16 protein-coding genes are annotated in these 21,835 nt (G+C 68.8%); 8 read left to right on the top strand and 8 right to left on the bottom strand.

The genetic code is table 11. The features are described 5' to 3' along the window. The first annotated feature begins 20 nt into the window (after positions 1–20). The 3 genes from ACW5EG_RS13570 (at position 21) to ACW5EG_RS13560 (ending at position 1,907) form a co-directional block, all read left to right on the top strand. Positions 21–473 carry a phosphotransferase gene (locus tag ACW5EG_RS13570; protein WP_457021879.1) on the top strand — a complete coding sequence of 151 codons (453 nt, stop codon included), beginning with the start codon at positions 21–23 and terminating at the stop codon, positions 471–473. A gap of 106 nt (positions 474–579) precedes the next feature. Beyond that, positions 580–1,299, top strand: coding sequence for a 3-oxoacyl-ACP reductase FabG (gene fabG / locus ACW5EG_RS13565; RefSeq protein WP_457018922.1), 720 nt, complete (start codon positions 580–582; stop codon positions 1,297–1,299). Positions 1,300–1,448: 149 nt separating this feature from the next. Continuing rightward, a complete protein-coding gene (locus ACW5EG_RS13560; RefSeq protein ID WP_457021877.1) occupies positions 1,449–1,907 on the top strand; it encodes a hypothetical protein in 459 nt (152 codons plus the stop codon). A 13-nt stretch (positions 1,908–1,920) separates the two neighbouring features. On the opposite strand, the gene ACW5EG_RS13555 is transcribed toward ACW5EG_RS13560, so the two are convergent. The 4 genes from ACW5EG_RS13555 to ACW5EG_RS13540 all read right to left on the bottom strand — a co-directional run bounded on the left by ACW5EG_RS13555 (position 1,921) and on the right by ACW5EG_RS13540 (position 6,439). Continuing rightward, positions 1,921–3,597 (bottom strand): NAD(P)/FAD-dependent oxidoreductase, encoded by a 1,677-nt coding sequence (locus ACW5EG_RS13555; RefSeq protein ID WP_457021875.1) that lies wholly within the window; start codon positions 3,595–3,597, stop codon positions 1,921–1,923. Positions 3,598–3,664: 67 nt separating this feature from the next. Next, positions 3,665–4,468, bottom strand: a complete 804-nt coding sequence (locus tag ACW5EG_RS13550; protein ID WP_457018919.1) for a glycosyltransferase family 2 protein — start codon at positions 4,466–4,468, stop codon at positions 3,665–3,667. Beyond that, positions 4,461–5,240, bottom strand: a complete 780-nt coding sequence (locus ACW5EG_RS13545) for a beta-ketoacyl synthase chain length factor (protein ID WP_457018918.1) — start codon at positions 5,238–5,240, stop codon at positions 4,461–4,463. The genes ACW5EG_RS13550 and ACW5EG_RS13545 overlap by 8 nt, the downstream gene beginning before the upstream one ends. Next, the gene (locus ACW5EG_RS13540; protein WP_457018917.1) at positions 5,237–6,439 is read right to left on the bottom strand and encodes a beta-ketoacyl-[acyl-carrier-protein] synthase family protein; all 1,203 of its coding nucleotides are present in this window, start codon (positions 6,437–6,439) and stop codon (positions 5,237–5,239) included. Before ACW5EG_RS13540 ends, ACW5EG_RS13545 begins: the two co-directional genes overlap by 4 nt. A gap of 111 nt (positions 6,440–6,550) precedes the next feature. Between ACW5EG_RS13540 and ACW5EG_RS13535 the strand changes: the two genes are divergently transcribed. Next, positions 6,551–7,240 (top strand): YdcF family protein, encoded by a 690-nt coding sequence (locus ACW5EG_RS13535; protein ID WP_457018916.1) that lies wholly within the window; start codon positions 6,551–6,553, stop codon positions 7,238–7,240. A 259-nt stretch (positions 7,241–7,499) separates the two neighbouring features. On the opposite strand, the gene ACW5EG_RS13530 is transcribed toward ACW5EG_RS13535, so the two are convergent. The 3 genes from ACW5EG_RS13530 to ACW5EG_RS13520 all read right to left on the bottom strand — a co-directional run bounded on the left by ACW5EG_RS13530 (position 7,500) and on the right by ACW5EG_RS13520 (position 13,353). Continuing rightward, positions 7,500–9,797, bottom strand: a complete 2,298-nt coding sequence (locus ACW5EG_RS13530; RefSeq protein WP_457021873.1) for a S9 family peptidase — start codon at positions 9,795–9,797, stop codon at positions 7,500–7,502. 63 nt (positions 9,798–9,860) lie between these two features. After that, positions 9,861–10,571: a glutathione binding-like protein gene (locus ACW5EG_RS13525; RefSeq protein WP_457018914.1), complete on the bottom strand. Its 711-nt coding sequence runs from the start codon at positions 10,569–10,571 to the stop codon at positions 9,861–9,863. A 184-nt stretch (positions 10,572–10,755) separates the two neighbouring features. After that, complete coding sequence (locus ACW5EG_RS13520; RefSeq protein WP_457018913.1) at positions 10,756–13,353, bottom strand: glycoside hydrolase family 3 N-terminal domain-containing protein; 2,598 nt, start codon at positions 13,351–13,353, stop codon at positions 10,756–10,758. A gap of 277 nt (positions 13,354–13,630) precedes the next feature. Here ACW5EG_RS13520 and ACW5EG_RS13515 point away from each other — a divergent pair, with 277 nt between their 5' ends. The 3 genes from ACW5EG_RS13515 (at position 13,631) to ACW5EG_RS13505 (ending at position 19,179) form a co-directional block, all read left to right on the top strand. Beyond that, a complete protein-coding gene (locus tag ACW5EG_RS13515; RefSeq protein WP_457022126.1) occupies positions 13,631–14,641 on the top strand; it encodes a LacI family DNA-binding transcriptional regulator in 1,011 nt (336 codons plus the stop codon). 341 nt (positions 14,642–14,982) lie between these two features. Further along, positions 14,983–18,048: a TonB-dependent receptor gene (locus tag ACW5EG_RS13510; RefSeq protein ID WP_457018911.1), complete on the top strand. Its 3,066-nt coding sequence runs from the start codon at positions 14,983–14,985 to the stop codon at positions 18,046–18,048. A 114-nt stretch (positions 18,049–18,162) separates the two neighbouring features. Continuing rightward, positions 18,163–19,179 (top strand): cupin-like domain-containing protein, encoded by a 1,017-nt coding sequence (locus ACW5EG_RS13505; RefSeq protein ID WP_457018910.1) that lies wholly within the window; start codon positions 18,163–18,165, stop codon positions 19,177–19,179. A 60-nt stretch (positions 19,180–19,239) separates the two neighbouring features. Here ACW5EG_RS13505 and ACW5EG_RS13500 read toward each other — a convergent pair whose 3' ends face one another. Beyond that, entirely contained in the window at positions 19,240–20,688 is a 1,449-nt protein-coding gene (locus ACW5EG_RS13500) for an MFS transporter (protein ID WP_457018909.1), read from the bottom strand. Positions 20,689–21,042: 354 nt separating this feature from the next. Between ACW5EG_RS13500 and ACW5EG_RS13495 the strand changes: the two genes are divergently transcribed. Then, positions 21,043–21,696, top strand: a complete 654-nt coding sequence (locus ACW5EG_RS13495; RefSeq protein WP_457018908.1) for a TIGR00645 family protein — start codon at positions 21,043–21,045, stop codon at positions 21,694–21,696. The last annotated feature ends 139 nt before the right edge of the window (positions 21,697–21,835 follow it).

Raw genomic sequence — 21,835 nt, 5'->3', positions numbered from 1 at the left:
GGCATGCCCGGAACCCGCGCATGACGCTGTCGCGCGCCGCCATCGAAGCGCTCATCCCGCACAAGCACGCCATGTGCCTGTGGGACGAAGTGCTGGAATGGGATGCGCAGCGCATCGTGCTGCGCTCCAGCGGTCATCGTGATCCGGCACACCCGCTGCGCAGCGAAGGCCAGCTGCGCGCGCTGCACCTGTGCGAATACGGCGCCCAGGCGATGGCGGTGCACGGCGGGCTGTTGGCGCAGGCGCCTGGCACCGTGCCCAGGCCCGGAATGCTGGTTGCGCTGCGTGATGTCGTCCTGCACGTGGGTCGCATCGACGAGCTTCCCGGCGCGCTGGAATGCGAGGCGCAACAGCTCGCTGCAAGCGAGGCCAGCCAGCTGTACGCCTTCCGCATCCTGCACCAGGAACAGCTGCTTGCGGAAGGACGTGCAACGGTGATGCTGGGTGGGCCCGATGAGGGTGGCGGACCCTGAGGTCGGGGCTGTCGCCTTTGCAGGCCGGGAGGTGTTGTACGGATCGATGATGCGTGCCGCGCGCCCGAACCCCGCATAATCGACCATCCACACCACGGGACACGCGATGAAACGGGCACTCGTCACCGGCGGCAGCGGCGATCTTGGCGGTGCGATCTGCGCGCGGCTTGCCGCGGCAGGCATGCATGTCATCGTGCATGCGAACAGCAACCGCACGCGTGCGCAGGCGGTGGCCGACGACATCATCGCGGCCGGCGGCAGCGCCGAGGCCATTGCATTCGACGTGGCCGACGGCGACGCGGCACGCGCCGCCGTCGAGGCGCTGCTCGAGGCCGGTCCCATCCAGATCGTCGTCAACAACGCCGGCATCCATGACGATGCGCCGATGGCGGGGATGTCGGACCTGCAGTGGAAGCGCGTGATCGACGTGTCGCTGCACGGCTTCTTCCATGTCACCCAGCCGCTGCTGCTGCCGATGGCACGCACGCGCTGGGGTCGGATCGTGAGCATGTCGAGCGTGGCGGCGGTGCTGGGCAACCGCGGCCAGGCCAACTACGCCGCGGCCAAGGCGGCGCTGCACGGTGCGAGCAAATCGCTGGCGCGCGAGATGGGCTCGCGCGGCATCACCGCCAACGTGGTGGCGCCAGGCGTGGTCGCCGGACGCATGAGCGAGGCCGCGTTCGATCCGGCCACGATCCGGCAGATGGTGCCGGCCGCACGCGCCGGCACGCCGGATGAGGTCGCTGCGCTGGTGGCCTTCCTGTGTTCGGACGAGGCCGGCTACATCAACGGCCAGGTGATCGGCATCGACGGCGGCATGAGTTGACGCCGCCGGCAGGCGCGGGTTTGATGACGCGGCCGCGCTTCGCGGCGCCGTCTCCGGAATCCACTAGATCTGAGTACGTCGGCGCATGGGTCGCGTTGCGTTCACGCCGCTCGGCGGACACTTGCCGCGGTCCTTCCGGAATCGCCACCATGGCCCGTCCCGCCGCACTTGTCCTGCTCTGCGCCGCCGTCGCGCTGCTCGCCGCCTGCGCCAGCTCGCACGTGCTGACCGGCACGCCGCGTCCCGCCATCGACCCGTCGCAGGTACGCATCTATTACGGGCCGCCGCCGGGCGGCTATGAAGAGATCGCGCGCCTCGATGTGGGCAGCGGTGCGTTCACCTACGGCTCCACCAACAAGTCCAACGCCGTCATCCGCAACCTGCGCAAGGAGGCCGCGCGCCTCGGTGCCAACGGGGTGCTGCTGCAGGGCACCGGCCAGGGCCCGGACAACACTGCGGTCAGCGTCGGTGGCGGCGTCGGCAGGTTCGGCGGACGCAGCGCATCGAGCGTGGGCGTGGGCGTGAACATCTCGCCCACCCAGACCTATGCCAGCGGCATCGCGGTCTGGGTCGCGAATCCGCCGCCGTTGGAGCCCGCCACGCCCTGATGGCGGATGCCGCTCAGGCGATCGCGATCCCGGGCGTCTGCGCGGTCACCGGCGCGAACCACTGCGCAGGAAGCATGGGTTCGCACGCGTCCGCATCATGGTTCGCGAGCAGCGCATCGAGCCCGTGGCTGTCGATATCGGGGAAGGCCGCACGCGCCAGCGCCAGCACCTCCGCCGCCAGCTGGCGCATGCCGGCGATGTCATCGCGGGTGCGTGCAAGGTAGGCCTCGTCGTCGACCGCGTCGGTGAGCGCGCCGTTCATGCGTCGGCACCAGTCCACCGCGTGCTGGTCGTAGGCGCGCGCGCCATCGAGCGCAGGCGCCGCGTCGCGCAGCCCCCAGTCGCGCATCAGCGCCTGCATGCCGAGGTTGAGCTGGCGCCCGGCGTCGAAGTGCGGCCGCAGCCTCGACAACACCGACAGCTTCGCCTGGCGGCCGCTGAAGAACAGCGGCGCCAGCAGCGACCAGTAGTAGGCGTAGTCCCACAGCACCTTGATCGGCATCACCACCGGATGGCCGAAGATCGGGTACTGGTCCTGGTAGAGCGTCAGCGTGTTCTCGTAGAACGAGAAGTACAGCTGCTGGAAGATGTCGGCATAGGGCCCGACCGGCTCGCCGGCGAAATCCAGCCGCACCAGTTCGGCGACATAGGTGTTGCTGATCGCGATGAAGTCGCTGCCCGGCGAGTAGAACGGGTCCAGGAACACGCCGGCCTCGCCGGTCAGCGCCCAGCGCTGGCCGGAATACACCTGCTTGCAGCCGTATGAGAAGTGGCGCAGGAACAGGAAGTCCTGCAGCCGGTGCTGCGGCTGCTCCAGCGCGCGCGCCGCGCGCGGCTGGTGGCGGCGCACCCAGTCCATCGCCTTGTCGTGGGTATTCATCGTGTCCAGCGGATGCATCTTCGCGTCGCAGACGATGCCCAGCGAATGCGAATCCGAGGCCAGCGGGATCAGCCAGAACCAGTAGCCGGGACCGCACATGTGATTGGTCGACTTCCAGCGCTCGGCGGGCAGGAAGCGCGTCGGCCAGTTGCCCTCGCCTGACCACGCATCGAGGTCGATATGACCGTCCACGCGCCACCACACCGCGTTGACGTCGTGGTCGTTGGCCTGTGCCAACCCGAGCTTGCGCTTGATCAGGCCGGCGCGGCCGGCGGCATCCACCACCCAGCGTGCGCGCAGCACGTGGCTGGCGCCTTCGTGTTCGAAGCTGACCGTATGCACGCCACCGTCGTCGGACAGTTCGATGCCACGCACCACGGCGCCGTGGCGGAAGTCCGCGCCGAGCTCACGTGCGCGATCGCCCAGGTGGTTCTCGAAGCGGCCGCGGTCGAGCTGCCACGAGGGCGTGGGCAGCAGCTGGCTCACGCCCATCTCGCTGCAGTCCTGCACCTGCTCCATGCGATCGCTGAAGAAGTAGCGCAGCCCGTACTTGCGGACCTGCTGGCTCTCCATGTGTTCGCGCAGGCCCAGCACCTCGGCGAAATAGTGCGCGCCGACCTCGACCGTGGATTCGCCGACCTTGTGCGCGGCTTCGCGCACCGGATGCGCGCGCCGCTCGAGCACCGTCACCGTGCGTTCGGGCTGCTGCAGGCGCAGCTGCATCGCCAGGGTCAGGCCGGCCAGGCCGCCGCCGAGGATGAGGATGTCGACGTCGGTATCGGGGCTTGTGGCTGCGCTGGACTGGGGCATCGGGCCGTATCGTCTCTGGGAAAGGGGAGGGCAGGCGGAGCCTAGCAGCAGCTGGCGCGCGTCCTGTTCACGGTTGGCGGGTATCGCCGGCGGCGTCCGGATCGAAGATCACCGGCGCGCGGCTGCGCGTGCCCCGGTAGGCGCGCAGCAGCTGGCCGTGGCCAAGGACCTGGCCGAGGACATGCGTGGTGATGCGCGACAGGTCACGGAACAGGCGGAAGTGGCTGCTGCGGAATTGTTCGCTGCCGCCAGCCACCGCATAGCGCGTTTCCACCGGCACCGACACCACGCCAAAGCCGAGTTCGCGCGCGGCCGAAATCAGGATCTGCGCCTCGAACACGAAGCCCTCGCCGGGCACGTCGCGCAATGCAAGCACGGGCGCGGGATACAGGCGCTGGCCGCTCTGGCTGTCGAGCAGGCGGAAGCCGCAGCCCCAGGCAATGCCCCAGTCGCCGAAATCGTTGCCGAGGCGGCGGTACCAGGGCTGGCTGCTGCGCTTGCGCAGGCGCGCGCCGTTGACGATGTTGCGCGGGTGCGCGTTGGCCGCCGCGACCAGGCGCGGGATGTCGCGTGCGTCGTGCTGGCCGTCGCCATCCATGGTCACCACCGCGGCCATGCCGCGATGCAGGGCCTCGGCGAAGCCGTCGCGCAGCGCACGACCCTTGCCCATGCGCTGCGGATGGCGCAGCAGCACCGCCGGCGTGGCGCCCACGATCGCGGCGGTGTCGTCGTCCGAGCCGTCGTCGACCACGATCACCAGGTCGGACTGCGCCAGCGCACCAGCGACGACGTCGGCAATGCGCAGCGCCTCGTTGAGCGCCGGGATCACCACCGCGACATTGCCGCGATGCAGAAGCGGCTGCTCAGGCATGCGCGATGTCCAGCAGCAGGCGACGATGCGGGCCGGCGTGCAGGGCCACGGCGGTGTCACCCGCGGCCAGCGCGTCGAACAGCGGCAGCATCGGCGCCATCGCGTTGCCCGGCATGCGCATGGACAGCGGCCCGGTGCCGCCGGCCGCGTCGCCGTCATCGAAGCGGGCCGACAGGCGCGGGCCGCTGCCGTCGCGCACCAGCACCAGCGCCGCGCCAAGCAGGCCCTCGCTGCGGGTCACCGTACCCAGCAGGCCGCTGGCGCTGGTGTCGTAGCCCACCAGCAGCACCGCATCGCCATCGGTGGCCAGCTGCACCATCGCCTCGACCAGGCCCTGGGCGAAGCTGGCCCGGTGCGCGCTGATCGCGGTAGCCGTGTGCATGCAGCCGGCACCGATGGTCCAGTAGCCCGCGGCAGCGTTGTGCACGGAGTTGTGGAACTTTGTTGGCGAGAGTTCGGTGGGCGCCTGCGCCAGCGTGGCGCACATGTAGTCGGTGATGCCCAGGTCGCCGTGGGTCGAGGTGAACACCGACGGCATCGTGTCGGGCGCGATGCCGGCATCGCGGCAGGCGGCGAGCGCAACCTCGAGCGCGACCAGCACCGAGGGCGGCGCGCGGCGGCGTTCGTTGGGCGCCAGCAGCTGCGGCGCGGGTTTCGCAACCGCCTCGGCGGGCAGTGCGCCGGACGATGCAAACGCGCGTGCGGCGACCCAGTCCGGCAGGCCCTCACTCCAGTAGCCGATCCCGGCGATGCGCGCGGTGAGCGCGCTCATGCCGCGGTTCCACGGCCGAACACCAGCGAGCAGTTGTTGCCGCCGAAGCCGAAGGAATTGTTCATCGCGTAATCGATGTCGCGCTGCGTATTGTCGAAACGGATCTGCGGACCGCACTCCGGATCGGGCGTATCGCTGTTGAGCGTGCCCGGCAGCAGGCCGTCGCGCAGGGCGATCAGCGCGAACACCGATTCGACGATGCCCGCCGCGCCCAGCGTATGCCCGGTCCAGCCCTTGCTGGAGCTGGCGTGCAGCGACTCCGGAAACAGCGCAGCCACCGCGCCTGCTTCGATCGCATCGTTCGCTGGGGTCGATGTGCCGTGCAGGTTGAGGTAGCCGACCTCACCGGCTTCGATGCCGGCCCGCGCCAGTGCATCGCGCATCGCCAGCGTGGCGCCGAGGCCTTCGGGATGCGGCGCCGACATGTGGTGGGCGTCGCTGGATTCGCCATAGCCGCGCAACTGCAGGCCGCCATCGCCGGGCGCCGCGCGCTCGAGCAGGGCGAAGCCGCCGGCCTCGCCCAGCGACAGGCCATCGCGCGCCGCGTCGAACGGTCGACATGGCTGCGCCGACACCAGCCCGAGCGCGTTGAAGCCGAACAGAACGCTGCCGCACAGCGTATCGACGCCGCCGACCAGGGCCGCGTCGACCACGCCGGCATGGATCAGGCGCGCGGCCTGCGCGAACACCTTGGCGCTGGACGAACAGGCCGTGGCCACGGTCACGCAGGGGCCGCGCAGGCCGGTGGCGTGCTGCACGAAATCGCCCAGCGAATGCGGCGTGTGCACGATCGGGCGCTGCAGGTCTTCGGGAAAACAGGCGTTGCCGTCCGCGTCGACCTGCGCGCGCGCGTAGCCCTCCTCGCTGGCGCCGATGCTCGAGGTCGAAGTACCGACCACCAGCGCGACGCGCTCCGCGCCATGGCGTGCAACCAGCCCTTCCAGCGCGGGCAATAGCCCATCGGCCTGCAGCGACAGCCACGCCAGGCGATTGTTGCGGCACTCCCAGCCGGCGAGCGATGCCGGAAGCGGCGCATCCTCGATCCCGTCCACGCGTCCGATCCACGTGGGCAGCGGATCGGGGCCGAAATCGTTGCGACGCAGCCCGCCGCGACGCGCCTGCAGTGCCGCCGACTGCGCCGCCACGCCGCGGCCCAGGGCCGTGGTCGCGCTGAATGCGCGGATGGCGATGGGCGGCATGGGACGGGGCAGGAGCGTTGCGGGCACGGCGTGTCCTAGCGAAAGGCGCCAAAGTATAGCCAGCGCGCGGTGAGGATAGACTTCAGTTTCCACCGATCACGGACGCTGCGGATGCCCCGCACTCGCCTTGCCCATAGGCTGGCCCTGCTGACCGATCGCGACGCGCTGCACTCGCTTGCGGTGGCTGCGCTCGCATGCGCGGCCAGCCTGGGCGTGGTCTACGTGGGCTACCTCGTGCACGTGGTCCGCATCGCGCGCAGCGCGCCCTGCGAACCGGTGCGCGGCCAGACCGTGCTGCTGTTCGGCAAGCATGCGCCACGCGGCCGCCCCGACCCGGACTTCCAGGCGCGTCTGCAGCGTGCCGCCACGCTGTGGCGGCAGCGTCCGCCGCGCAGCATGATGCTGCTGGGCGGGGGGCCGGCCGGCGCGCCCAGCGAAGCCGCGCTGGCGCATGCGCGCCTGCTTGAACTGGGGGTGCCCGCCGACGCGCCGCTGGTGCTGGAAGATCGTTCGCGCGACACCCTGCAGAACCTGCGCAACGCGCGCGCGCTGTGGCAGGTGGACGCAGCGGCGGAGACGGTGACCCTGCTCAGCAGCCGCTACCACCTGGCGCGCTGTGCGCTGCTGGCCGGGCAACTGGGCATGCGCTGGGAACTGTGTGCGGCCGAGCCCACGTTCACATGGCGACCGTCGGAGCTGTGGCGCCTGGCCGGCGAGGCGGCCTACGTGTGCTGGATGGACCTGGCCACGCGCTGGGCGCGGCTGATCGGCCACCAGCGCATGCTGGCGAGGTTGAGCTGAGCTGCCCGGGCGTGGGTGGGCGCGGCTTTTCGGTTGCATCGCTTGCCCCGGAGCGCCGGGTCGAGGCGCTCTGGCGCTGGAAGATCGGGATGGCTGCCGGCCATCGCGGCTGAAGCCGCTCCTACACGAGCGGCCTCAGCCGCGCATCAGCGCATGCAACACACTGTAGGAGCGGCTTCAGCCGCGATCGGCGTCCCACATCGCCGCGCATCCGCCTGCGCGTCACTGGATGCGCACCCGGCTGCATCCCCGGCCTCGCCTACGGTCGCAGGCAGCGGCCGAGGAAGGATTCGGCAAGCCGGTAGCGGTGCAGCGCATCCTGGCCGCGCAGGCCGTGCTTGGCGCCGGGATAGGTCATCAGTTCGAACGGCGTGCCGCGCGACTGCAGGTCGCTCATCAGCGCGGTCGAGTTGCCGAACAGCACGTTGTCGTCGGCCATGCCGTGCACCAGCAGCAGCGCGCCCGGGCGGATGCCGGCCGAATGCGCAAGCACGCGTGCGGCCGCGTAGCCGTCTGGGTTGGCGTCGGGCAGGTCCATGTAGCGCTCGGTGTAGTGGGTGTCGTACAGCGCCCAGTCGGTGACCGGCGCCCCGGCCACGCCGCAGGCGTAGTCGCCCGGCGCCCGCCCGAGCAGCATCAGGGTCATGTAGCCGCCGTTCGACCAGCCGTGCACGCCGATGCGTTCGCCGTCGACCCAGGGCTGGGCGCGCAGCCACTCCACGCCCTTGCGCTGGTCGTCGACTTCGACCGTGCCCTGCACCCCGTACAGCGCGCCGCCGAAGTCGCGCCCGCGCCGCGGCGTGCCGCGGTTGTCGAGCGAGAACACGACGTAACCCCGCTGCGCCAGGTACTGGTTGAAGAACGCGTCGGCGCGCCCGGGCCAGCTGTCCAGCACGGTCTGCGCGGCGGGGCCGCCGTAGACGTAGGCAACGACGGGATACTTCTTCGCCGGATCGAAACCGGGCGGGGTGATCAGGCTGTAGTGCAGCGGGGTGCTGCCGTCGGCCGCGGTCAGCGTGCCGAAGCGGGTGGGGCGATGCGCGTCGCGATAGGGCGCGTAGGGATGGTCGGGATCATCCAGTACGTTGGGCAGCAGCGTGGCGATGCGCGCGCCGTCGGCGCCGAACAGTTCGATCTGCGGCGGCGTGGCCGTGTTCGACCAGCTGTCGACATAGACGTTGGCATTGCGCGCGAAGCTGGCGTTGTGCAAGCCCGATTCGCGCGACAGCGTGCCGATCGGCCCGCCTTCCAGCGGCACCACGTGCACGTGGCGCTCGGTCGGCGCAGCGACTGGCGAGGGCAACGCTGCATCGCTGGCCAGCCCGGCACGCGCTGTGCGCATGCCTGCACTGAAGTAGACCAGCCCGCGCGCCTGGTCCACCGCCAGCAGCGCGTCGACCGGCCAGTCGCCGCGGGTCAGCTGGGTAAGTTGGCTGCCATCCTCGGACGCGAGGTACAGGTGCTCATGGCCGTCGCGCTCGGACGACCACAGGAAGCGGCCGTCGGGCAGGAAGCGCAGGCTGTTGTGCAGCGGCACCCAGGTCTTCGAGGTTTCGGTGGCCAGCGTGCGCTGGGCGCCGGTGGCGAGCACCGTCTCGACCAGGTCCAGACGCTTCTGGTCGCGCGACTGGCGCTGGTAGGTCAATCGCTGCGGGTCACGCCAGTCCACGCGCGCGAGGTAGATGTCGCGCTCTTTGCCGAGGTCGATCCACTGCGGCTTCGCACCGGCCTTCGGCGCGATCACGCCCAGCTGCACCAGCACGTTGTGCTCGCCGGCGGCCGGATAGCGTTGTTCGACCACCTCGGTGCGATCGGCGTACATCTCGTAGCGGCGCACCAGCGGCACCGGCGACTCGTCGATGCGGGCAAAGGCGATGGCCGAATCGTCCGGCGCCCACCAGTAGCCGGTGTGGCGGTCCATCTCCTCGTCGGCGACAAACTCGGCCACGCCGTTGCCGATGGTGTCGCTGCCGTCAGACGTCAGGCGCAGCGACTTGCCGTTGCGCAGGTCGATCACCCACAGGTCGCGTGCGCGCACGAAACTGACGTAGCCGCCGGCCGGCGAGATGCGCGGATCGGTGGCGAAACCTTCGCCATCGGTCAGCTTGCGCACCGCGGCGCCGCCGCTGCGCTCCAGGTCGTACAGGTACAGCTCGCCGCCAAGCGGGAACAGCAGCCGCTTCGAATCCGGCGCCCACTGGTAGTCGACGATGCCCGACAGCTCGGCGATGCGCTGGCGCTCGCGTCGGGCCTTCTCCTCGTCGCTCAGCGTTTCCTCGCCGGGTAGCACCACCCGCGAATCGACCAGCATCCGGGTCTGTCCGCTGGCGACGACGTATTCCCACAGGTCGAGCCGGTTGCGGTCCTGGTCCGTGCCGCGCAGGAAGGTCACGCGCGAGCCGTCAGGCGCGACCTGCGGCTTCATCAGCGTCGGGCCGGACAGCGGCGCGTCGCCGGTGATGGCCTCGAGGCTGAGCTTGCGCGGGCTGGTGTCGGCCGCGGCGTGCGCGGTCGTGGCGGCGATCAGGGTCATGGCGAGCAGGGCGGCGAGGCGCATGGGCGGTATCCGGCGAACATCGGCCCCATTGTAGGAGGCCGCGACGGGCGCGTTTGGCGTTGGTCAGCGCGGGGACTGCCCGAACAGCACCTTCTTCTGCTCCTCGCTCATCGGCTTGCCGAGATCGGGGTTGACCTCGCGGGCCAGTGCATACGCGCGCTGCGTGGCCGGACGCGCGGCGATCGCCGCCTGCCAGCGCTGCAGCTGTGGATACGGCGCCAGGTCGATTGGCGCATTGTCGTACACGCCGATCCACGGGTATGTGGCCATGTCGGCAATGCTGTACTCGTCGCCGGCGATGAAGCTGCAATCTTCGAGCCGCCGGTCGAGCACGCCAAGCAGGCGCTTGACCTCGCTCGCATAACGCTGCTTCGCGTAGTCGATCGACTCGGGCGCGTAGACGTGGAAGTGGCCGTACTGCCCGGTCATGGGGCCGAGGCCGCCCATCTGCCAGAACAGCCATTCCAGCGCAGCCGTGCGTCCGCGCGGGTCGGCCGGCAGGAAGCGCCCGGTCTTCTCCGCCAGGTACAGCAGGATCGCGCCCGATTCGAACACGCTCAGCGGCGCGCCGCCGTCTGCCGGCGCGTGGTCGACGATCGCCGGCATCTTGTTGTTCGGCGAGATCTCGAGGAAGTCCGGCTTGAACTGGTCGCCCTGTCCGATGTTGACCGGGCGGATGGCGTACTCGAGGCCGGCGCCGGCTTCGGCCAGCTCCTCGAGCAGCAAGGTGATCTTGTGGCCGTTCGGCGTGGGCCAGTAGTGGAGGTCGATCATCGGCGTGCTCGCTCGGGAGGACCGACGAGTCTATCCGCTGTCATGTTCGCGCCGGATCACGCCGGACTCCTGCGGGATCGGCGTCAGCCGCGTCCCGATGAGCCCCCTGACGACATCGACGGACTCTGTCCCAAAAAGACCGGGACGGCCGATCACCGATCGGCGCGTCCCGGCGGAGGAAGCTTCAGCCCGTCGGGCACTCGACGATATGGTCGAACTCGGTGCTCACCGAAACGCCGGTCAGCGCGAGCGTGGTGCCCGCGGCGGCGCGCAGCGCGAACGGCACGACGAGCTTCGCGGTATCGGCGCCACCCTGGCGCAGGCACTTCAGCGGCACGGCCAGGCGCGTCCACTCACCGCGCGGCAGCTTGGCCAGCGCGTCGCCGATCGCCACCTCGCCGCTGCAGCCCTCGCCGCAGCTGGCCGCCAGCGTGGCGTTGGGCTTGGCCGGCAATGCGTCGACGCGCAGTTCCAGCACCACCGGCACGTCGCCGTTGGTCTCGCGCGACACGTCCACCGGCTGGTAGGACAGCAGCTGGATCACGCCCTCGCCGGTCCAGGCGAACAGGCGCGCGCCTTCCTGCACCTCGGTGTTGATCGCGGTCATGTCCAGCGAACCGTCCGCGGTCTTCGCCGCCGGGTGCACCACGTCCATCGCGGCGCCGTCGGCGCCCACCAGGCGCAGGGTCAGTCCGGTGGTCGGTGCGCCCCGCACGAACCAGGTATTGGCCGATGCCGCGTCCGGATCGATGCCCGGATCCTCCGGCAGCGCGGCCAGGTCGCCCTTGTCGGCGTAGGTCAGGCCGTGGCCGAAGGCGAACAGCGGGTCGTAGCCGTCCTGGCCGACGTTGTTGTCGTATTGATCGGCGCGGCGCGGCCACGAGAAGCTGAGCTTGCCCTTGAAGTCGTGCTGCGGCTTGCCGTCGGCGCCCTGCAGCAGGACGTCGGCGATGCCGGCGCCCTCCGAGCCCGGCAGCCACGCGGCGACGAAGGCATCGGCGGCATTGATCTCGCGGTTGAGCCACAGCGGGCGGCCGCTCAGGAACACCGCGACCACCGGGATGCCGTCGGCCTTGAGCTTCTGCATCAGCTCCAGGTCGCCCGACGTGCCCGACTTGAACATCAGGTTCGACAGGTCGCCCTGGAATTCGGCATACGGCTCCTCGCCGAACACCACCACCGCCACGTCCGGCTTGCGGGTGTAAGCGCCGTCCTCGACGAACTCGGCGTGGCCGCCGGCCGCGTCGATCTGCGCCTTCAGCCCGTCCCAGATCGAATCGGAGTTGGGGAAGTCCTTGCGCGTGGTGCCGTCGCCCTGCCAGGTCAGCGTCCAGCCGCCCGACTGCTTGGCGAGGTTGTCGGCGCCGTCGCCGGCGACCAGCACGCTGGCCTTGGGCGACAGCGGCAGGATGCCGTTCTGGTTCTTGAGCAGCACCAGCGATTCGCGCACGGCACGTCGTGCGACCTCGCGGTGGTCGGGCGCGCCGAGCAGTTCGAACTTCCCGCCAAGCGCGCGCTCGGAAGGCTTCGGCTTCTCGAACAGGTTGGCGCGGAACTTCACCCGCAGGATGCGGCGCACCGCATCGTCCAGCCGCGCCATCGGCAGGGTGCCGTCCTTGACGTGGCGCAGGGTGGATTCGTACATGCCCTTCCAGCTGTCGGACGCCATCGCCATGTCGAGCCCGGCGATATAGGTTTGCGCGCAGTCGGTGTTGGTGCAGCCGCGCACCTGGCCGTGGCCGTTCCAGTCGCCGACGATGAAGCCGCCGAAGTTCATGCGCTCCTTGAGCACGTCGGTCAGCAGCGGCTTGTGGCCGTGCATCTTCTCGCCGTGGAAGCTGTTGAACGAGGCCATCACCGCCTGCGCGCCGGCCGCGATCGATGGCACGTAACCGGCCGCGTGGATGTCGCGCAGCTTCGCCTCGCTGATGACGGTGTCGCCCTGGTCCTTGCCGTTGGCGGTGCCGCCGTCGCCGAGGAAGTGCTTGACCGAACTCATCACGTGATGGTCGTCGAGGAACTCCGGCGTGCCGGGCTTGCCCTGCAGGCCTTCGACGAACACGCCGGCGTAGCTGGCGACCAGCGCCGGATCTTCCGAATAACCTTCGTAGGCGCGGCCCCAGCGGTCGTCCTGCGGCACCGCCACGGTGGGCGCAAAGGTCCACTCCATGCCGGTGGTACGCGTCTCGATCGCGGTGATGCGCGCGATCTCGCGCAGCAGCTCGGGGTTGCGCGTCGCGCCCAGGCCGATGTTGTGCGGGAACAGCGTCGCGCCGACGATGTTGCTCTGGCCGTGCATCGCGTCGATGCCCCAGATCACCGGGATCGGCTTGCCGCCGTCGCTGGTGTCCATCGACGCTTCCCAGAACGCGTCGGCCAACGCCAGCCACTCACTAGGCTTGGCGTTGTACTTGCCGCCCGGATCCGAACCGCCGCCGGCGAGGATCGATCCGAGCCGATACTTGCGCACGTCGTCCGGCGTGATGCTGCCGATGTCGCCCTGCACGATCTGGCCGACCTTTTCCTCGACCGTCATCGTCGCCAGCAGGTCGTCGACCTTCTTTTCCAGCGCCGGATCATCGGCGAACGGCCATTCGGGCTGCGGCCAGTTGGACGCGTCAACCGCGCCTGCGTCCGACGTCGCCGCGGAGGCTTCGGCCGGCTGTGCGTTGGCGGCATTGGCTTGGCCTGCGCGCTCGCCGCCGCAGGCGGCAAGCAGCAGCGCGGCGGCCAGGGCGGCGCCCAGACGTGCGACGGACAAGGAGGTGCAAGGTGTACTCATGTGCGGACGTCCCCAGGGCTTCGTAAGCGGATCTGATCCGGGCTGATGTCCCGGCGCTGCACGCCCGCGATGCTGCGCCGCGACATGACAGCGTTGTCAGATCGCGCACCATACCCGCTCTGCACCAACGATGCTTGCTGCACAGCACAAGCGGGCGCGACCGGGGAAATCAATGGGCACTGGCGACAGGGATCGTCCGGACACGAGCGCACAATCCGCCGCCAGCGGCGAGGGTCTGGCAGAATCCGCTGGCTTTGTGAAGGGGATCTGCAAACCGATGGTGCGCGTACGGATCGAAGATGTGGCGGCGGAAGCGGGCGTGTCGATGAAGACCGTTTCGCGCGTGCTCAACGAAGAACCCAATGTCTCTGAACAAACGCGCGAACGCGTTCGCGAGGTCGTCGAGCGCCTGCAGTACCGGCCGCATCCGTCGGCGCGCGTGCTGGCCGGGCGCAAGTCCTACCTGGTGGCGATGCTCTACGACAACCCGTCGAGCAACTACCTGATGGAAGTCGAGCAGGGCGTGCTCGACGCCTGCCAGGCCCAGCATTACAACCTGATGCTGGCGCCGCTGGTGTACGACGCCAAGGACATCGTCTCCAAGGTCGAATCGCTGGTGCTGCAGTCGCGCCTGGACGGTGTGGTGCTGACGCCGCCGATCACCGACGACGCCGCGCTGCTGGCGCGCCTGGACGAACTCGACATCCCCTGGGCAAGCATCTCGCCGACCGAGCGCAACCGCCGCATCGGCGTGGTCGTGGACGAACCCAGCGCAGTCGCCGAGATGATCGACCACCTCGCCTCGCTCGGCCATCGCCGCATTGCCCACATCAAGGGCCACCCCGCGCACGGCGCGAGCAAGTGGCGGCTGGCCGGATTTCGCGCAGGCATGGAGCGCGCCGGCCTCGAGCTCGACGAAACGCTGATCGCCGACGGCGAGTTCTCCTACGACTCGGGTTTTGACGCGACCAACCATCTGCTCGACCTGGTCGACCCGCCCACCGCCATCTTCGCCGCCAACGACGACATGGCCGCCGGTGCGATCGGCGCGATCTGCGAGCGCGGCCTGTCGGTGCCGCGCGACATATCGGTCTGCGGCTTCGACGACACGCCGATCGCGCGCCACATCTATCCCTCGCTCACCACCGTGCGCCAACCCACGCGCGAGATGGGCCGGCTTGCCGGCGTGGAACTGCTCAAGGCAATCCGCGACCGCGAAAGCGGCGGCATGGTGACCGTGCCGTACGCGCTGCAGCTGCGCCGATCGACCGGCCCGCGAAGGGTCTGAGCACAATCCATCGCTTTGTCTGCCGCGTCCGCTGCGCCCCTTTCCGGGCGTGGCAGCGCCGCGTCGCGCCGTGTCTTGCCCATGGCAGGCACGGACAGCGCCAGGTCATCTGCTGACCTGTCACGCAGCATTTGACGTCCCCGATGACGCGTGTCTGGCATGGGACAGGGCTGTCCTGCGGCGAGACAAGGCGCATTGCAAAAAGATAGCGCTAACAGTCGCGGAGCCTTGAATTCAAGGGTTGACAACGCTGTCAGGCACCTTCCTAATCCAGCCCGCCGCCGGCATGCCGGATGCGGCATCTCAACCTGATTCGTGACGACCTTGGGAGAGGAAGGTTCATGACAACCAACAAAGCAGCGCCCCGGCGGCGCCTGTTGACCTCGGCGCTGCTGCTCGCGCTGAGCACGCCGCTCGCGGCGCAAACCCTGGCGCAGGACACCGCGCCGACGCCGGCCGCCGAACAGGCGACCGGCGAACCCTCGGAACTCGACACCATTGTCGTCACCGGCATCCGGGCCAGCCTGGAATCGTCGATGAACCTCAAGCGCGACGCGCAGGGCATCGTCGACGGCATCGTCGCCGAGGACATCGGCAAGTTCCCCGACACCAACCTGGCCGAATCGCTGCAGCGCATCAGCGGCGTGTCGATCGACCGGTCGATGGGTGAAGGCTCGCGCGTCACCGTCCGCGGCGTGGGTCCGGACTTCAACCTGGTGTTGCTCAACGGGCGCCAGATGCCCGCGTCCAGCATCGAGGCCACCAACGCATCGAACTCGCGCGCCTTCGACTTCGCCAACCTGGCCTCGGAATCGATCTCCGGTGTCGAGGTGTACAAGACCAGCCGCGCGTCGACGCCCACCGGCGGCATCGGTGCCACGATCAACATCAAGACAGCACGTCCGCTGGACAGCGGCCCGCTGGCCAGCGTGGGCCTGAAGGCGGTGAATGACTCATCCGTCGACAACCTGCCCGGCGCGATGCGCGGCGACAAGTGGACCGGCGAGATGTCCGGCATCTTCAGCGACACCTTCGCCGACGGTCGCGTCGGCATCGCGCTGAGCGGCAGCTACCAGGACCGCGACTTCGGCTACAACGAGGCGGCGGTGGGCGGCGGCTGGTACGCCTTCCCGGGTGGTGAGGGCCCGCTGGCGAACGCGGATCCGGCCGCCAACGCAGCCAATCCGCCCGGCGCAGGCGACATCTACTCGATCCCGCAGAACCTGATCTACGCGGTCAACGGCGTGCAGCGCCAGCGCACCAACGGCCAGGCCACCCTGCAGTGGGCGCCGACCGACAGCATCACCGCCACGCTTGACTACACCTACGCCGAGAACAGGATCCAGGCGCGCCGGCACGAGCTGTCCACCTGGTTCAACCAGGCGGCCTCCGAAACCGCGTGGACCGACGGCCCGATCGCGGCACCGACCAGCTACACCGAGTACGCCGGCTGCTTCAACCCGGCCACCGATCAGTGGACCGCCAGCGACGTGGCCAACGTCTGTCCGGCCGGCTTCGAGCCGCGATGGGGCGACCTGGCGATGGCTGGATCGCTCAACTCCACGAAGAACGAGAACAAGTCGCTCGGCTTCAACGTGGCCTGGGAAGTGACCGACGCGTTCGACCTCGAGTTCGACTACCACCGCTCGAGCGCCGAGTCGGGCGCGAACAGCCCGTTCGGCTCCAACAATGTGATCGGCACCGCGGCCTTCGCGCGCGGCGTGACCAACGTGGATTTCAGCGGCGACTTCCCGGTGCTGTCGGTGCTGCTGCCGCCCGGCGTGTCCACGGTGGGCGCCGACGAGATGATGGTGACCGGCTCGTCCTTCCGCAACAGCCACATGAAGTCGGAAGTCGACCAGGGCCAGGTGCGCGGCCGCTTCGATTTCGACAACTACTCGCGCCTGGACTTTGGCGTCGCGTACACCGAGGTGCAGAACCGCACCGCCTACCACTTCACCCAGCGCGACGACTGGGGCGGCTTCGGCGGCGGCGCGGGCGACTATGCGGACGATCTGTGGATCGCCGACGACATCAGCCGCTATTTCGACCAGTTCCCGGGCAGCGGCGATGCCTTCGGCCAGTTCTACCTGTTCGACTTCGCGCGCCTGCGCGAGGCCGCGATCGCCGCGCGTGGCGGGGACGAGGCGGCCTACCTGCCGCCGGACTACTTCTCGACCGACCGCCGCACCACGGAAAAGTCCCAGAGCGCATTCGTGCAATGGAGCAACACCTTCGACCTGAGCATGCCGCTCAACGTGGCCGTCGGCGTGCGCTACGAAGAAACCGAGGTGACCTCGAGCGCGCTGGTGCCGATCGCGACCGGGCTGCTGTGGACGGGCAACAACGAGTTCTCCGTGCAGTTCGGTGATCCCGACTTCACCACCCTGCGCGGCAAGTACGACTACTGGCTGCCCAGCGTGGATCTGGGCCTCGAGATCACCGACAGCATGGTCCTGCGCGGCAGCTACGGCCACAGCATCGGCCGGCCGCAGTGGAACCATATCCAGGGCGGGCAGACGCTCGATTCGTTCGCCGGCTACGAGGGCGGCACCGGCTCGCAGGGCGACCCGGGCCTGAAGCCGCTGGAATCGAAGAACTTCGATCTCTCGTTCGAGTGGTATTACGGCGAGGGCAGCTACCTGTCCGTCGGCTACTTCCGCAAGGACATCGACAACTACATCGGCACGTCGGTCGTCGAGATCTCGCCATTCGACCTGCGCACGCCGGTGGGCGGCGCCTACTTCAACGAGGCCATCGCCGATGGCTGCGTGCAGGGCGCGATCGACTTCCGCGGCTGCGTGCGCAGCTACATCTTCGACAACTACGCAGGCGCGCCGGGCGTGGTCCAGACCGGCATCGGCCAGGACGGGCAGCCGCTGGGCACCATTGCCGGCCTGCCCGGCGATCCGCTGGCGGTGTTCCGCGTCAGCGTGCCGGTGAACAAGGAATCCTCGCAGCTCGACGGCTGGGAGCTCAACGTCCAGCACATGTTCGGCGGCAGTGGCTTCGGCATGTCGGCCAACTACACCATCGTCGAATCCGACCTCACCTACGACGACTACAACCTCGGCGACCAGTTCGCGCTGGTGGGGCTGAGCGACTCGGCCAACTTCGTGGCGTTCTATGACCAGGGGCCCTGGCAGGTGCGTGCGGCCTACAACTGGCGCGACGAGTTCCTGTCGAGCACCTTCGACAGCTGGCGGCCGAACCCGGTCTACGTCGAAGCCTACGGTCAGGTGGACGTCAACGTGAGCTACCGGGTCAACGAGAACCTCTCGCTCCACGCCGAGGCGATCAACCTGACCGACGAGACGATGCGATCGCACGGACGACATGAGCGGCAGGTGTTCTATGCCACCCAGACCGGACCGCGCTACATGCTCGGACTGCGCTACCGCTTCTGAAGTCGCGCCCGTCGCTGCGGCCGGCATCGCGCCGCAGCGACGGCATCCGATCCGCTACCCTGCCCGGAGGAACGCCTCCCGGGCAGGGCAGGGTTCGATGCCGGAGGCCATCCAATGCTGCAAGCCATCGATGCGCTCCCGCGCATTCCCGAGGCGCCGGTGTCGGCGCTGCACGACGTGCTGGCGTCGCAGCAGCCGCGCGTCATCCGTGGGCTTGTCGAGCGCTGGCCGCTGGTGCAGGCCGCCGGACGCTCGGACGCCGATGCGGTGTCATACCTCAGGCAGTTCGCCAATCCGGCGTTGCCAGCGATCGCCACCATCGCCCCGCCGCAGGCGGGCGGACGCATCTTCTACGACGCGACGATGCGCGGCTTCGACTTCCGCCGCGAAAAGATTCCGCTCGGCGTGGCGCTGGACACGCTGCTCAAGTACCGCGACGAGCCTGATCCGCCGCTGATCTACCTTGGCGCGACCACGCTCGAGACCTACCTGCCCGACCTGGACGCGGCCAACGGCGTGGACCTGGGCGCACGCGAGGCGCTGGCCAGCATCTGGATCGGCAACCGCTCGCGCGTACCGGTCCACCAGGACCTGCCCGACAACCTGGCCTGCGTCGCCGCCGGGCACCGTCGCTTCCTGTTGTTTCCGCCGAGCCAGCTGGCCAACCTGTACATCGGGCCGCTGGACGTGACCCCCGCAGGCCAGCCGGTGAGCCTGGTCGATCCATTGGCGCCAGACCTGGCCCGCTATCCGAAGTTTGCCGAGGCCTGGGACCATGCCGTGGTGGCCGATCTCGGGCCGGGCGATGCGATCTTCATCCCCGGCATGTGGTGGCACCACATCGAGGCGCTGGATCCGTTCAACGTGCTGGTCAACTACTGGTGGCGTCGGGTGCCGGCGTACATGGACGCGCCGATCACCGCCCTGATGGCGGCGATCCTGTGCATCCGCCAGCTGCCCGCGCACGAACGCGCGATCTGGCAGGACGTGTTCCGCCACCACGTATTCGAGTTCGACGAGGCAGCCGTGGCGGGGCATATCCCGGAACCGGCGCGTGGCGTGCTGGCGCCGCTGGATGAAGCCAGGGCGACCAATCTCAGGGCGCACCTGGTGCAACGCCTGCAGCGCTGAACGGCTGTCGCCTCGCGGCGGCTGGGCTCGCGCCGTGCCGTCAGCGCAAGCCGTCGGGAATCAGTGCCCGCCGCCAGCGGCCAGCTTGTCCAGGTCGATCCCCTGCTTCCTGAGGATTGCCGGTGCGCGCGCTGCATAGAACGCCAGGTAGGCGAAGCAGGCGACGCCCACGATGAAGCTCATGTGGATGCTGGTGACATCGGCCAGCCAGCCCTGGAACAAGCTCACCACGCCGCCGCCCATGATCATCATGATCAGCAGGCTGCTGCCCTGGTTGGTGTTGCGGCCCAGGCCGGTGATGGCCAGGGCGAAGATGCACGGCCACATCGTGCTGCAGAACAGGCCGACGCTGACGAAGGCAACGATGCTGGCCCTGCCCGTGGTGGCCATGCCCAGCAGCAGCGCGGCGATGCCGCACAGCGAGAAGATCAGCAGCATGCGCGCCGGATTGCCGCGGCTGGCGAAGGTGGCCGCGATCATCAGCACGATCACCACCGCATAGCCGAAGAACTGCGTGACCTCGTGGCGGGCGATGGCGTTGACCGCGAGGAAGACGACAAAGGCCAGGTATGGCAGCAACACGGTCAGCATGCGGCGTGCGGTCAGGCCAACCTCGAACGCGCCAGCGGCGCCGGCCCAGCGCCCGATCATCAGGCTGGCCCAGTACAGCGACACGTAGGGCGCAAGCTGTGAGGTCGGGATGCCGAGATCCTCTTCCAGGTAGGCGGGCAGGTTGGCGATGGTCGAGACCTCGACGCCGACGTAGACGAAGATCGCGATCATGCCCAGCACCAGCTGCGGGTAGGCGAAGGCGGACTTCTTGTGCACCAGATGGCTCGGGTCTTCGGCCTCGTCGCGCGCGACCTCATCCAGGTCGATGCGGTTGGGCACGGATGAGAACTTGAGGAAGACCGCGACCAGCACGAAGGCGGCGCCCAGCACCAGATAGGGAATCTTGACGCTCTCGATGCTGGCCTCGGTGCCGCCGCTGAGCACGCCGCCGAAGATCGCGAAACTCACCAGCAGCGGCCCGATCGTGGTGCCGAAGTTGTTGACGCCGCCGGCCAGGGTCAGTCGCTGCGCGCCGGTGGCCGGGTTGCCCATCACGATCGCCAAGGGGTTGGCGGCGATCTGCTGCAGCGAGAAGCCCAGCCCCACGATGAACAGGCCCGACAGCATCAGCCCGAACGAGGCTGCATTGGCCGCCGGATAGAACAGCAGCGAGCCTGCGGCCGAGATCAGCAGGCCCAGGCAGATTCCGTTCTTGTAGCCGATCCGGTTGAGCAGATCGCCGCCGGTGGCCCACGATGTGGCGAAGTAGATGATCGAGCCGACCGTATACGCGACATAGAACGCGAACGCCACGTACATGCTCTGCAGCTGCGTGAGATGAAACGCGTTCTTGAAGACCGGGATCAGGATGTCGTTGCTGGCGGCAACGAAGCCCCAGAAGAAGAACACGGTGACGAGCACGCCGAACTGCGACCAGCGGGTCTGTTGGGTGGCCATGGGTCCTGCCGTTGCGAGTTGAGGTCGGGAAAGTAAAAGGGCGGCGGCCGAATTTCCCCATCCGGCCGCCGCCATGTCCCCAAATGCCGTCGCCGCGGTGCGCCTCTCCTCGCACCGCCGCGCCTGACACAGGTGACCGCAACGCTTGTACGGACTCGTGACAACGTTGTCAAATGTTTCCGCCGAATCGACCAGGGATCCATCGCAACGTTTTGATTCCGCGAACGTTTGGATGCGCTGCAGCATGACACCGTGTCGCGGCTACAGTGACTGCCTGAGGTCGATGGCGCAGCGCGCTTGGCAGCCTCGCGACACACCTTTAATCTCCGCGCTCCCTCCCCCGCCAGAGCGCCGATGTCGTCCACCGCCAGCCCCACCCCACGCCTGTCCCCGCTCGCCTGGGTGATCTTCGGATCGCGCTGGCTGCAGCTGCCGCTGTATCTCGGCCTGATCGTGGCGCAGTGCGTGTACGTGTTCCTGTTCGTCAAGGAACTGCTGCATCTGGTGCAGGACGCCAATGCCCTGACCGAGCAGGGCATCATGCTGCTGGTGCTGGGGCTGATCGACGTGGTGATGATCTCCAACCTGCTGGTGATGGTGATCGTCGGCGGCTACGAGACCTTCGTGTCGCGCCTGGGCCTGCACAACCATCCCGACCAGCCGGAGTGGTTGAGCCACGTCAACGCCAGCGTACTCAAGGTGAAGCTGGCGATGGCGATCATCGGCATCTCCTCGATCCACCTGCTCAAGACCTTCATTGCCGCCGGCGAAGTGGGCGCGCCGCTGTGCGGATCGCTCGAGTACATCACCGCACTCGGTGCGCATGCGCAGGCGGTCGCCAACGGCCTTGTCCTGGCGGCGCCCGCATGCACCAAGGTCACCACGGCCGGGGTGATGTGGCAGTCGATCATCCACGGCGCCTTCATCCTGTCGGCCATCGGCATCGCCTACACCGACAAGCTGATGACCGGCAGCACCGCCAAGCGCGAACACGCGACCGGACACTGATCCCGATACACCCCGCTTCTTGTAGGAGCGGCTTCAGCCGCGATAGGCAGGGACCGACCCGGTGTCACGTCCCACGCCGCACCACCGCACCCCGGCCTGCAGCCAACCGCGATGCGGCGAAAAACCGCATGATCTCCGC

The organism is Luteimonas sp. A611 (assembly GCF_054072715.1).
This window is presented reverse-complemented; position numbering and strand designations above follow the sequence as displayed.

What these genes read in the sequence shown, in the direction of transcription:
- ACW5EG_RS13570 (WP_457021879.1), top strand. Translation starts at nt 21, where the DNA reads ATGACGCTGTCGCGCGCCGCCATCGAAGCGCTCATCCCGCACAAGCAC.
- fabG (WP_457018922.1), top strand. Translation starts at nt 580, where the DNA reads ATGAAACGGGCACTCGTCACCGGCGGCAGCGGCGATCTTGGCGGTGCG.
- ACW5EG_RS13560 (WP_457021877.1), top strand. Translation starts at nt 1,449, where the DNA reads ATGGCCCGTCCCGCCGCACTTGTCCTGCTCTGCGCCGCCGTCGCGCTG.
- ACW5EG_RS13555 (WP_457021875.1), bottom strand. Translation starts at nt 3,597, where the DNA reads ATGCCCCAGTCCAGCGCAGCCACAAGCCCCGATACCGACGTCGACATC.
- ACW5EG_RS13550 (WP_457018919.1), bottom strand. Translation starts at nt 4,468, where the DNA reads ATGCCTGAGCAGCCGCTTCTGCATCGCGGCAATGTCGCGGTGGTGATC.
- ACW5EG_RS13545 (WP_457018918.1), bottom strand. Translation starts at nt 5,240, where the DNA reads ATGAGCGCGCTCACCGCGCGCATCGCCGGGATCGGCTACTGGAGTGAG.
- ACW5EG_RS13540 (WP_457018917.1), bottom strand. Translation starts at nt 6,439, where the DNA reads ATGCCGCCCATCGCCATCCGCGCATTCAGCGCGACCACGGCCCTGGGC.
- ACW5EG_RS13535 (WP_457018916.1), top strand. Translation starts at nt 6,551, where the DNA reads ATGCCCCGCACTCGCCTTGCCCATAGGCTGGCCCTGCTGACCGATCGC.
- ACW5EG_RS13530 (WP_457021873.1), bottom strand. Translation starts at nt 9,797, where the DNA reads ATGCGCCTCGCCGCCCTGCTCGCCATGACCCTGATCGCCGCCACGACC.
- ACW5EG_RS13525 (WP_457018914.1), bottom strand. Translation starts at nt 10,571, where the DNA reads ATGATCGACCTCCACTACTGGCCCACGCCGAACGGCCACAAGATCACC.
- ACW5EG_RS13520 (WP_457018913.1), bottom strand. Translation starts at nt 13,353, where the DNA reads ATGAGTACACCTTGCACCTCCTTGTCCGTCGCACGTCTGGGCGCCGCC.
- ACW5EG_RS13515 (WP_457022126.1), top strand. Translation starts at nt 13,631, where the DNA reads ATGGTGCGCGTACGGATCGAAGATGTGGCGGCGGAAGCGGGCGTGTCG.
- ACW5EG_RS13510 (WP_457018911.1), top strand. Translation starts at nt 14,983, where the DNA reads ATGACAACCAACAAAGCAGCGCCCCGGCGGCGCCTGTTGACCTCGGCG.
- ACW5EG_RS13505 (WP_457018910.1), top strand. Translation starts at nt 18,163, where the DNA reads ATGCTGCAAGCCATCGATGCGCTCCCGCGCATTCCCGAGGCGCCGGTG.
- ACW5EG_RS13500 (WP_457018909.1), bottom strand. Translation starts at nt 20,688, where the DNA reads ATGGCCACCCAACAGACCCGCTGGTCGCAGTTCGGCGTGCTCGTCACC.
- ACW5EG_RS13495 (WP_457018908.1), top strand. Translation starts at nt 21,043, where the DNA reads ATGTCGTCCACCGCCAGCCCCACCCCACGCCTGTCCCCGCTCGCCTGG.